This is a genomic window from Clostridium intestinale DSM 6191, assembly GCF_900130055.1.
Taxonomy (GTDB): domain Bacteria; phylum Bacillota; class Clostridia; order Clostridiales; family Clostridiaceae; genus Clostridium_T; species Clostridium_T intestinale.
In genome coordinates, this window is sequence record NZ_FQXU01000013.1 from 60,408 (window position 1) to 71,714 (window position 11,307).

The 11,307-nt window shown below is 28.1% G+C and carries 12 protein-coding genes; 6 read left to right on the forward strand and 6 right to left on the reverse strand.

Going from position 1 to position 11,307, the window contains the following annotated elements; all coding sequences use genetic code 11:
- Position 1: 1 nt before the first annotated feature.
- Together coaE and polA are read right to left on the reverse strand one after the other, a co-directional pair.
- Positions 2–601: a dephospho-CoA kinase gene (gene coaE / locus BUA92_RS18225; protein WP_073022012.1), complete on the reverse strand. Its 600-nt coding sequence runs from the start codon at positions 599–601 to the stop codon at positions 2–4.
- Between the two features lie 11 nt (positions 602–612).
- Positions 613–3,219, reverse strand: coding sequence for a DNA polymerase I (gene polA, locus BUA92_RS18230; protein ID WP_073022014.1), 2,607 nt, complete (start codon positions 3,217–3,219; stop codon positions 613–615).
- A gap of 160 nt (positions 3,220–3,379) precedes the next feature.
- On the opposite strand from polA, the gene BUA92_RS18235 reads away from it, so the two are divergent.
- The gene (locus BUA92_RS18235) at positions 3,380–4,603 is read left to right on the forward strand and encodes an aminopeptidase (RefSeq protein WP_073022015.1); all 1,224 of its coding nucleotides are present in this window, start codon (positions 3,380–3,382) and stop codon (positions 4,601–4,603) included.
- 111 nt (positions 4,604–4,714) lie between these two features.
- Positions 4,715–5,227, forward strand: a complete 513-nt coding sequence (locus BUA92_RS18240; RefSeq protein WP_073022017.1) for a hypothetical protein — start codon at positions 4,715–4,717, stop codon at positions 5,225–5,227.
- A gap of 22 nt (positions 5,228–5,249) precedes the next feature.
- Here BUA92_RS18240 and BUA92_RS18245 read toward each other — a convergent pair whose 3' ends face one another.
- Complete coding sequence (locus BUA92_RS18245; RefSeq protein ID WP_073022020.1) at positions 5,250–5,822, reverse strand: hypothetical protein; 573 nt, start codon at positions 5,820–5,822, stop codon at positions 5,250–5,252.
- A gap of 156 nt (positions 5,823–5,978) precedes the next feature.
- Here BUA92_RS18245 and BUA92_RS18250 point away from each other — a divergent pair, with 156 nt between their 5' ends.
- From BUA92_RS18250 to BUA92_RS23395, 3 genes are all read left to right on the forward strand, one after another.
- Positions 5,979–6,878, forward strand: coding sequence for an HD domain-containing protein (locus BUA92_RS18250; RefSeq protein WP_073022022.1), 900 nt, complete (start codon positions 5,979–5,981; stop codon positions 6,876–6,878).
- Between the two features lie 705 nt (positions 6,879–7,583).
- Positions 7,584–7,739: a hypothetical protein gene (locus tag BUA92_RS23390; RefSeq protein WP_175550930.1), complete on the forward strand. Its 156-nt coding sequence runs from the start codon at positions 7,584–7,586 to the stop codon at positions 7,737–7,739.
- 447 nt (positions 7,740–8,186) lie between these two features.
- Positions 8,187–8,354 (forward strand): hypothetical protein, encoded by a 168-nt coding sequence (locus tag BUA92_RS23395; protein WP_175550931.1) that lies wholly within the window; start codon positions 8,187–8,189, stop codon positions 8,352–8,354.
- 54 nt (positions 8,355–8,408) lie between these two features.
- Here the strand turns inward: BUA92_RS23395 and BUA92_RS18260 are convergent, their stop codons facing one another.
- From BUA92_RS18260 to BUA92_RS18270, 3 genes are all read right to left on the reverse strand, one after another.
- Positions 8,409–9,221, reverse strand: a complete 813-nt coding sequence (locus BUA92_RS18260) for an alpha/beta fold hydrolase (RefSeq protein ID WP_073022026.1) — start codon at positions 9,219–9,221, stop codon at positions 8,409–8,411.
- Positions 9,222–9,293: 72 nt separating this feature from the next.
- Entirely contained in the window at positions 9,294–10,022 is a 729-nt protein-coding gene (locus tag BUA92_RS18265) for a GNAT family N-acetyltransferase (RefSeq protein ID WP_073022028.1), read from the reverse strand.
- Position 10,023: 1 nt separating this feature from the next.
- Positions 10,024–10,830, reverse strand: coding sequence for a GNAT family N-acetyltransferase (locus tag BUA92_RS18270; RefSeq protein WP_073022030.1), 807 nt, complete (start codon positions 10,828–10,830; stop codon positions 10,024–10,026).
- Positions 10,831–10,986: 156 nt separating this feature from the next.
- Between BUA92_RS18270 and BUA92_RS18275 the strand changes: the two genes are divergently transcribed.
- The gene (locus BUA92_RS18275; RefSeq protein ID WP_242950199.1) at positions 10,987–11,271 is read left to right on the forward strand and encodes a hypothetical protein; all 285 of its coding nucleotides are present in this window, start codon (positions 10,987–10,989) and stop codon (positions 11,269–11,271) included.
- Positions 11,272–11,307 lie beyond the last annotated feature (36 nt).

Genomic DNA, 11,307 nt, shown 5'->3' on the forward strand with positions numbered 1-11,307 from the left:
ATTATTTATAAAGGTTTAGTATCCCTATTAAATCTCTAACTTGAACTTCTGTACTTAAAATGTCTTTGGAATTGTCAATTATTATATTTGCATATTCCTTCTTTTTTTCTAAACTAAGCTGGGCATTTATTCGTTGAAGAGCCTCTCCTGTCCCCAGTCTATCTCTATCTTTAATCCTTGAAAGCTGTGTATTGTGATCAGCCCAAACAACAATAACTAAATCCATGACTTCATGTAAATTATTTTCTATTAACGTTGGAGCATCTAATATCACAATCTTAGCCTTTTTATCTTCAAATTTTTTGAAAGCCTCATCTATTTCCTTAATTATATAAGGCATTATCAGATCTTCATATCTAGTTCTAAGTCTTGGAAATCGAAAAATGTGATTACCGAATTCTTTTCTTCTAAACTCACCTTTCCAGTCAAAAAAACCTTCTCCAAACTCTTTTCTAATTCTTTTTAATATATCTGGGTATTTATCTAATACCTCTCTAGATATTACATCTGCATCAATTATAGGAAATCCAGCATCTTTAAGAAATTTACTAACAGTGCTTTTTCCCGTTCCAATTCCACCTGTTAATCCAACCTTTAACATACTATTACCCCCTATTTTGCATCATACCAAGTGTCACCTATATTTACATCAACTTCAAGAGGAACATTTAATTCTAATACATGCTCCATTTCATTTTTAACTAATTCCTTAACTTCTTCTAGTTCATCTGGCTTAACATTTAATATTAGCTCATCATGAACCTGAAGTATAAGTTTACTCTTAAGTCCATTTTCTTTAAGTTTTTCATAAACTCTTATCATAGCTATTTTTATAATATCAGCAGCACTTCCTTGTATAGGAGCATTCATTGCTAATCTTTCCCCTAAGGCTTTTAATATCTTATTAGAAGATAGTATTTCTGGTATAAACCTTCTACGGTTTAAAATTGTTAATACATATCCAAACTCTTTAGCTTTTTCCGTTACCTCATGAAGAAATCCCTGTATCTTAGGATATCTATCAAAATATATCTGCATATACTCTGCAGCTTCTTTTTTAGTAATCCCTAAATCTTGAGATAAAGAAAAATCTGAAATTCCGTATACTATTCCAAAGTTAACAGCTTTAGCTCTTCCTCTCATAAGCTTAGTTACCTCATCTAATGGAACTTTAAAAACTTCTGAAGCAGTTTTAGTATGAATATCTATATTTTCTCTAAACGCATGAAGCATATTTTCATCTTCTGCCATGTGTGCTAAAACTCTTAACTCTATTTGAGAATAGTCAGCTGATATAAGAACATCTTCCTTCTCTTTAGGAATAAATACTTTTCTTATAGCTCTACCCATTTCATATTTAATAGGAATGTTTTGTAAATTAGGTTCTGTTGAACTTAATCTTCCTGTTGTTGTAACTGTCTGATTAAAGCTTGAATGTATTCCTCCATCTTCATCAATAACAGCTTTTAACCCTTCAATATAAGTTGAGTATATCTTTGTTATTTGTCTATAATAAGTTATTTCTTTTATAATTGGGTGTTTATCTACTAATTTTTCTAAAACCTCTGCATTAGTTGAATATCCAGTTTTTGTTTTCTTAACTGGAGGAAGGTCAAGTTTTTCAAATAGTATTTTGCCTAACTGCTTTGGCGAATTTATATTAAACTCCTCACCTGCTAGCTCATAGATTTTATTTCCTTTTTCATCTATTTCTTTTTTAAATGAAACTGACAATTCTTCTAACATTTTTTTATTTATATTAAAACCTTCCGCTTCCATAGAAGATAATACATTTGCAAGTGGTAACTCAACATTATAGTAAAGATCCTCCATTTCATCTTCTTTTAGCTTCTCTCTTAACATATCAACTAGATTTTTAAGATTATAAGCCTCAAAAACCTTCTCTTCTTCACCCTCTGCTTTAATTCCTTTATTTAAGTATTTTTCTAAAAGGCTTTCTAATGGATATTTACCCTTTGATGAATCTATTATATAAGCTGCTAACTCAACATCAAATTCTATGCCTTTAGGTTCAACATTAAATTTTCTTAAGACAGTTAAAGTATTTTTTATTCTATAGGAATATTTTTTTATTTGTTCATTTTCAAAAAGAAGTTTAAGTGCTTTAATATATTCTTCTGAATTTTCAATCTCCATCTTTAAACATTCTATAATAAAAATTTCATTGTTAGAACTTAAGTAAAGCCTATTTATATTAATTTTTGAAAAAACATTCTCTTCTATAAGTTCAGATATTATATAAACATCTTTTGATATTTTATCCATTAAGTTTTTAAAATCTGATATTGTGGTTATAGTTTGAGAATTAATATCCTCTTTTTCTTCTAATATATTCTCTTCTTGAAATCTACCTAAAAGAGACTTCATTTCGAGCTTAATTAGTAATTCTCTAACTTTTCTCTTATCTATATTTTCATTATGAAGAGCTTCATCCCAAGAAAATTCTATAGGTACATCCCTCATAATAGTTGCAAGCTTTTTACTGAAAATTGCCTGTTCACTGTAAGTTTCTAAATTATCTTTTATTTTTTTACCTGAAATATCAGCTATGTTGTTTAATACACCTTCTACACTTCCATAGGTCTGAATTAATTTGTAAGCTGTTTTTTCCCCTATTCCAGGAACCCCTGGTATATTATCCGACTTATCGCCCATAAGTCCTTTTACATCTATAAATTCTAGAGGTGTAACTCCAAAATCATCCTGCATTCTTTGTCTATTATAAACTTCCTTTTCAGATACACCTTTTTTAGTAATTATTATATTTGTGGTATCCGATGCTAATTGAAGCGCATCCTTGTCTCCAGTTAAAACATATACTTCTATATTGTTTTCTTCTGCCTTTTTAGATAAGGTGCCTAAAAGATCATCTGCTTCAAACCCATCTAATTCAAATATAGGTATACCTAAATAGCTAAGTAGCTCCTTAGTTAAAGGAAACTGTTCTGCGAGCTCTGGCGGCATTTTTTTTCTTCCTGCCTTATACTCCGCATACTCATTATGCCTAAAAGTTGGTGCTTTTTTATCAAATGTTGCTATTATATAATCTGGGACTATTTCATCCTGTATCTTCAAAATCATATTAGTAAACCCATATATGGCATTAGTATGGATGCCATCGCTATTAGTAAGTGGTGGCAATGCATAAAACGCTCTATTCATAAGTGAATTACTATCTATAAGTAAAATCTTCTTCATTTTTTCCTCCAAATAAATCATAATAAGCTAATTATACTATTTTTAGCTAAAAACTTCATCTATCAGTATTATTAATTTTAACATATAAAGGTTAAAATATGCTTACAGCTTGAAATATAAGGCAAGATTTGAGAAAATAATACTGAAGGAGTGATAATAAATGGAAAAATTATTGCAAAAATATGCTTCTCTCGCTGTAGGGACAGGAGTAAATATACAAAAAGACGATTACTTGGTTATAAACTCTCCAATAGAATGTGCTGACTTTGCTAGAAAAATGGCTGAAGAAGCTTACAAAAAAGGTGCTAAAGAAGTCACTATTCATTGGGCAGATGAAAAATTCACAAAAATAAATTTAACTTATGCTTCATTAGAAACTTTAGAAGAGGTTCCTGATTGGAAAGTGCAATCAAAACTTTATTATGCAAAAAAAGGAGCTGCCTTCATTAGCATCTCTGCATCCGACCCTGAAAACCTTAAGGGTGTTGATACAGAAAAAATATCAACAGCTCAAAAAGCTATGCAATTAGCTAACAAGGATTTTTCTGAGCTTTTAATGTCAAATAAATGTCCTTGGTGTGTCGTTTCAGTTCCAACTGAAGGCTGGGCTAAAAAAGTCTTTAATGATTTATCTACTGAAGATGCAGTTGCAAAACTTTGGGAAACTATATTTAATATAGTTAGAATTGATACAGAAAATCCAAATGAGGCTTGGAAAGCTCATATAGATAATTTGCAAGAGAAAAGTAAATTCTTAAATGACAATAATTTTAAAGAGTTACATTACACAAACTCCAAAGGAACAGACCTTAGAGTACAATTACCTGAAAGACATATTTGGGTTGGAGGCGGAGAAACCTGTGCTGATGGCAGATATTTTGTTGCAAATATGCCAACTGAAGAAGTATTCACTCTACCTTTAAAAACTGGGGTCAATGGAACTGTATTTTCTTCAAAACCACTTAATTATGGTGGTAATTTAATTGATAACTTCTCATTAACATTTAAAGATGGAAAAGTTGTTGATTTTTCAGCTGAAGAAGGTTACGATACTTTAAAACATTTAATAGAAACAGATGAAGGGTCTCACTACTTAGGTGAGGTTGCATTAGTTCCACATGATTCACCTATATCTAATTCAAATATAATATTCTTTAATACATTATATGATGAAAATGCTTCCTGTCATTTTGCTATTGGTAAGGCATATCCTTGCTTTGATGATGGCGATAAAATTACAAATGAAGAAGCTGTTAAAAGAGGGGCAAATGACTCTTTAACTCATGTTGATTTTATGATAGGTACAGATGATTTAAATATAGTTGGTTATACTTATACTAACGAAAAAATCCAAGTATTTAAGGATGGAAATTGGGCTTTTTAATCAGAAAATTTTCTGGAAACTCTTTTTTATAGGGGTTTCCTTTTTTCATTTTGTATCACATTATGGATTTTTTGAGTAAACTAATAGTGTATTAATTTACTGGAGATAAGAATGTGGGAAGAACTTACAAAGGAATTAGATAAATTATCCCCAAAGGAAATGTCTGCTCAATATCATTTTTTAGGTGAAGGTATCGCAAGAAGAGTTTATGCTCTTGATGACGAATATGTAATTAAAATTTCCAAGGGTATAGATGGCTTTTATCAAAATTCTGTAGAAAATTATGTTTTTCAAAATGCTTCAAGTAATCTGAAAACTATATTATGCCCAATAGAATACTTTACTCCAAAACATATAGTTATGAGGAGAGCTACACCTATGTCTTTTTTTACTAAAACAAAATATATAAACATTAGTAATTTTACAGGATACTCACATATTAAAGATTATCTTGATACTTTAACAGATAAATTCTATCTTTTAGAGGAAGATTTATATTCCCCTACCTCATGGGGATTCCTTGATAATAGCTTACGTTTAATTGATTATGGTTGTACTAGTAATTATGGTGATTATTATTATGATTTTGTCTTTACCTTAGATAAGCTTGATAACTTTTGGTAAAAAGAGGATCTAAAACATCCTCTTATATTCCCAAAGGTATTTTTCCTGATAAAAGAGGTTCACCACTTCTTTGTACATCTGGAAAATTATTTATATATTTTAATCCAAGTTCATATCCACGTCCCCAATATTCATCTGATATATCAATTTTTTTCCTTTCGATAATTTCCATATCCTCAGATAAAAAATCTGCTATATTAGGTGTAAATCCTACCCATAATCCTTTTGGATTCTCACCTGGCATAATATCGTTGTCATATTCATTTCCATTTTTATAAGTATTTAATGAAAGTAGTTTTGATCCAATAGTAAGTTTGTATTCATTAATTAAATCTTTTGGAAAAGCTAAAATAGCTACACAATCTAAGTCATCTGAGTAAGCTGCTACTAAAAATGGATTTAATGAAACAACTATGGCTGGCTGGGGAAATCCACTTTTTATAATTTTTTTAAGCGTTTTTATTCTATACTTATTATATATTCTTTTATAAAAAGGTTTGTCTTTAAACAAATCTTCTCTTAATATTTGTAGTTTTCTCATGGATAAATTTATATCCATATTTATATCTCCATAATAATAATTTTTGTAACTCATCCATCTACCTCCTACACATATAGGTTCTCTTAAATATATCTTATCACACTTTACATATTTTGGAAATAAATTGTAATTTTAATCTACTATTTCATTAGAATAATTTCAATTTGTTTTTCTTATAATAAATTTAATGTCTTTGATGAGGTGAATGTTATGAATAATAAAGTGTATGCTAAAGATATACATATTTCTAAATCAATTATTAAGTCAACTTTTATGATAATTAGAAAACTATATAAGGATGGTAAAAAAGATATTATTATTTTAGGAGATAGTTCTGGAGATTTTAAAGCATCTATAGTTGCAAATACAAGTTTAGAATTAGGAATGGTTTTGAAAGTTAAAGGAAAATATACTTCTATTTTCGAAGTTTCAGAATATGAAATTGAAAATAATCCAGATTTAGATATATTTTTGCCTAAATATAATGGTGATATATCTAATCTTTTAGATGAGATTGAGAAAATTTCTTTAGAAGAATTTAAAAGCAAAGATGTTTTAACTTTAAATGAATTTTTCTTTAAGGATCAGGAATTTTTAGATATGTTTAAATCAGGCATAGGTGGAGTCTCTCAACATCATAACTATCGTGGTGGCCTTGCAGAACATACTTTAGGGGTTATGAAACTAACTAAACATCTTGCATATAGCTATAGAATAAGGCGTAAAGAAATTGCTATATTAGGGGCTAAGCTTCACGATATTGGTAAAATATATGAATTTTATCATGATTCTCCCTTTAGATATAGTTTAAGAGGAGAAATGGAAGGACATATAGTTATAGGCACTCAAATGGTTGAAAAGGCCTTTAACGAACAACCTACTCTTTATACTGAGGAATTTAAAGCAAGAATAAAAGCCTGCATAGTCCAACATCATGGAAAATTAGAGTATGGTTCACCTAGGGAACCTAAAACAGAAGAAGCCTTGATTTTAAGTATTGCTGATAACATAGATGCTACCATGAATAAGGTTCAGCAGATTAGAGATATTACTCCCGAAGGTAGTTGGTCAGAGTATGATAAAAGAATTAACAGCAAATTGTTTTTATAGAAATAAGGTATTCCTCACAAGTTTAGGAATACCTTTTAAAAAGTTTCACAGTTTTTTAAAGAACTTTATTACTGCTGTCATGAAAAGTCCTGCCACTAAAAATAATTGTAAAAACTTTTTAACCTCTAAATTGGTGGTAAAAATGGAACCAATTAAAATTCCTATAAAAAGAATAATCATTAGAATAAATCTAAAAGTTTTAATGATTATCACCTACCTAAAAGAAATACTATAGTAAATCTTTAATATTTTATTCCTTATTACAATATATTCAACTGCTTCTAAATTCTCGCCATAATTCAAAAGAGATTTAATAAATCTAAAACTTTAAACCTCGCAAAAATGAACTTCTTAATGAATTTTTCATTTTAACTATGGATTTTTTTGAATTTATATCATATACTAGTTATGGATAGTGAAGTGTTTCATTTATCTACATAAATACAGTATATATATTTAATTTTATATATACAGCTTTAAATGGAAAATTTTAATATTTTCCTATATTATTCGATACTATTCATTTCATTTCGGCACAAAATGAAATATTAGTATATAGATTTACCCTTCATCATTTAGAAAGGCTTGTTTACCCCAAGCCTTTCTTATATTTTGCCCAAAATTTCTTTTTTAGGTTATAACTCCTTATGATATTTTCTTAATATTTATTAATACTAATAAAGAATGAAATAAGGAGGTGTAGCTATGAAAAATGATAATAAAAGAACTTTTACTAAAGAAAATGCTTTAAGAAATGGAACTAAAACTCGAGATCAATGGTCTAAAAATCAAATTTCTCAGACTATAGAGGAACCTGGCAAAAATGACAGTTATGTTGAAGCTAAAAAAAGAGGTTTTTAATTCCTTAACTTACCAGAATATAAAAACCAATTTAGGTTAATATAATATCAAGGAACAAATAGTGATTAAGCCAATACTTAAATAATTCTTTTAGATTTATTTAAGCTTGCTAGAATTAAGTATAAATTTATACTTAATTCTAGTGAATTCTATATGGTTAGGAAAAGTGTTTTTGTAGTCGGAAACTAAAACTTCTTATTATACTAATATTCCAACTTATCATATAGGGTTTAGCTAACATCATATAAGGTGTTGTAATGATATTATATAGCCGTAAGGTTATATAAGGTTGTGTAGATATTTTATGTGGTGGAACGACTCATTGTTATAGGTAGTGATTTATTTGTATTTAGTCGAAAGATTATCTATGTATAATAAATTATTTATAATGGTGTTAGTTTAATCCTATTTGTTCTTTTTCTATTAAATTAAAAGAAGGTGTAAACATTGAGAAAATCAAATAAAGTTAAAGATAGTGATAGTTTTAAAACTGTATATAAAGAAAAAATTCATGATGAAAAAGGTACCTACATAAGTGAAGTTCAAGAATTCAATAAACCTGAAGATTATGACAAAGCATTTAAACAATATTATCCTAATGATAAAGAAATTTAAAAAATAAAGTTGTTGCAAATCATTAAAAAATAAATTTGCAACAACTTTTTTCTATTAATCTTGTAATAAAAATTCTGTAAATTTTTTATTAAACTCATTTAATTCATCATAAAAGATACCATGTCCACTATTTTCAAAGGTATATAAAACTGATTTATTAATACCCTTCTTCATTTCTAACGCAAGTTCGTAAGGGCAAACCTTATCTTTTTTTCCATGAAAAATTCCAGTTGGAACATCTATATTTTTTAAATCATTCCTTAAATCTTCGTCTCTTAAGGATACAGCTGTTTTTATTGTTGAATAGTTCTCCCCCTCTAGACCAAGACCATTAAACCAAGCTCTAAAATTAGGAGTAACTTCTGTATTAAAAAATATTTTTCCAAACTCACTTATCATTTCAGGTCTATTTTCATAAGTGTCTAAAATTAACTTATTTACTTCCTCTATACTTTTCCCATAAGGATAGTCTTCTCTTTTCGTAAACACAGGAGCCGCTGCTGATAATAAAGCCAGTTTTTTTACTCTGCTTTTTTTATATCTAGATAGATATCTTATTGCTATAGCCCCTCCCATTGAAAATCCTACTAAGGTTATATTTCTAATGTTCAACTCTTCTATAACAAATCTAATATCATCAGCTAATCTATTATAACAATATCCATGCCAAGGTTTATCAGAGTTTCCGAAACCTCTTAAGTCTATAGCAACACATCTAAAATTATAATTAGGTAGAAAATTTAATTGATACTCAAACATCTTATGATTTACTGGCCATCCATGAATAAAAACTATAGCATCTTCATACCCTGGATTCAAGTCTTTGACATATAATTTCACTCTATCTTCAACTTCCACAAAATGCATTGTTATAGCTCTCCTAAGTATTTATATTCATATATACTTTATGTAATAAATAGATAAATTAGACCAATTTATCTATTTAATCCTATACCAATATTTATATATTTCTTTAAAACCAATTTTCTTATATAGATTGATTGCGGAGATATTGTTATCTACTACCTGCAAATAAGCCTTTTCTCCTCCATTATCTTTCGCTTTTCTAAGAGTAGCTTTTATTAATTTTTCTCCTAATCCTTTATTTCTATGATTTTCATCAACAATTACATCAAAAATACCTACGTGATTTCTTTCTAAAACACCTAATGTGCATCCAACAACTTTATCTTCATCTAATATTGAAACAAAGAATTTCTCAGAAATTATATTGTTAAACATTTTTTCTATAGTATTTTTATTTTCTTCACTTAACTTATTTAACTTACAGAATGCCTCTAACCATCCCCCATTAAAATCATCTTCTATTTTTATGTTATGAGAAACTTCAAAGTCACTCTCTTCTATATCAAGAGTCTGAAATCTAGTAATATCTTTTACTAAATAACCCTTTGATTCTAGTATTTTATCTAGGTTATTAGGAAAAATCTTGGGTGTTATCTTAAAAACAATAGGTATATTTTTCTCCTTAAAGATTTTTTCACATTCTTCTATTTTATCGTGTATATTTTCATTAGAAAAATATACAGGATTTATGGAATTAGCCCTTTTTGTGTATCCATTCGCAAATCTTAAAATCCAACCATCATATAAAATGGTTTGTATCGCTGGCCAAGCATTCATTGATAACTCTTCTAAATATAACATTTTACACCTCTTCTCTTTCCTTCTCTAATGCCATTGTCCATCTATCTATATTTTCAAATCCCAATCTGTGATAAATATTACCTGCTTTAGGGTTATCATAAAATAAACATAAGCTTTTTCCCTCTTTTAATAAATCGTCACATAAACTAGATAAACATTTTGTAACATGTCCTTTTTTTCTATCCTCTTTTTTACATGCTACTCCAACTATCATAGCTGCTTTAGTACATTCAGCTGTACTTTGAGTAACCGCACATATTTCATCTTCTTCATTTTTCGAATAATATATTCTTGAAGTTTTGCTTCTTATATTTTCTGAAATTCTCTCTGGAGAATTTGTACTTATCGTATCAAACTCATCAATTGATAGTAATAAATCATAAACTTCCTTGGCATCTTTTTCTGTTGCTATAAAAACATTATTTTTATTATCACTTAATTTTCCCCTATTCTTTAACTCACAAAAGTTCATATATTTTACTTTAGGATCTTTTAAAATATCTATAAACTTAACTACGATAGACTCTTTTCCTGAGATAATTTTACAACCATGAAAAGAATTTATTATTCTTTTAAATCCCTCTACATTGAAGTTTTTATAGTTAAAATAAGGAACAAAACTTTCATGATATCTTAAAAGAATACCTACTAAATCATTGTTTTCATTAAAAGAACCCCATAATTCTTGAAAATCTTCATCAAATCCATTATTCTCTATATCTCCAATTATAAATAAATTTATAGCAGGCTCCTCACTTAGAAAGTTTAATGAAATCTGTCTATCTGATTCCTTTAGTTTTCTTATCATCCCATCTCCTCCAATGTTACAAATTTTTTCCTATTAGTATAGCTTAAGTTATTTTAATATAATTTTCAATAATAATTATCTATTTGTGTTATATATTTTCAAACTTTGATAAAATATAATTATAATACAAGTCAAATATAATATGGAGGAATCATTATGTATAAAAATGTAAAAGTAAAATTAAAAAAAGATGTAACAAGCACTGACTTTTGGAGAGCTACTTATCATAGCGATTCTAATCTTGGTATAAGACTTGTTCATAATTTTGATACCATGAAAAAAAACTATATGAAGGGCAAATTATATAAATATGGTTCTTTAGAGGTTGAAATACCTATGTCCTATTATAATAAACAAAATGAAACTATAGATTTTGATACTATAGAATATGGCTATATTAAAGATGGAAAAAATATATGGGATATTGATGAATTAATTTAAATCCTAGAAATATAAAAAGGAACAAATATTCTTAAG

Excerpts from the sequence above, each read along its gene's own strand:
- polA (WP_073022014.1), bottom strand. The coding sequence starts at position 3,219 with ATGAAGAAGATTTTACTTATAGATAGTAATTCACTTATGAATAGAGCG.
- BUA92_RS18235 (WP_073022015.1), top strand. The coding sequence starts at position 3,380 with ATGGAAAAATTATTGCAAAAATATGCTTCTCTCGCTGTAGGGACAGGA.
- BUA92_RS18270 (WP_073022030.1), bottom strand. The coding sequence starts at position 10,830 with ATGATAAGAAAACTAAAGGAATCAGATAGACAGATTTCATTAAACTTT.
- BUA92_RS18250 (WP_073022022.1), top strand. The coding sequence starts at position 5,979 with ATGAATAATAAAGTGTATGCTAAAGATATACATATTTCTAAATCAATT.
- BUA92_RS18265 (WP_073022028.1), bottom strand. The coding sequence starts at position 10,022 with ATGTTATATTTAGAAGAGTTATCAATGAATGCTTGGCCAGCGATACAA.
- BUA92_RS18245 (WP_073022020.1), bottom strand. The coding sequence starts at position 5,822 with ATGAGTTACAAAAATTATTATTATGGAGATATAAATATGGATATAAAT.
- coaE (WP_073022012.1), bottom strand. The coding sequence starts at position 601 with ATGTTAAAGGTTGGATTAACAGGTGGAATTGGAACGGGAAAAAGCACT.
- BUA92_RS18260 (WP_073022026.1), bottom strand. The coding sequence starts at position 9,221 with ATGCATTTTGTGGAAGTTGAAGATAGAGTGAAATTATATGTCAAAGAC.
- BUA92_RS18240 (WP_073022017.1), top strand. The coding sequence starts at position 4,715 with ATGTGGGAAGAACTTACAAAGGAATTAGATAAATTATCCCCAAAGGAA.
- BUA92_RS18275 (WP_242950199.1), top strand. The coding sequence starts at position 10,987 with ATGTATAAAAATGTAAAAGTAAAATTAAAAAAAGATGTAACAAGCACT.
- BUA92_RS23390 (WP_175550930.1), top strand. The coding sequence starts at position 7,584 with ATGAAAAATGATAATAAAAGAACTTTTACTAAAGAAAATGCTTTAAGA.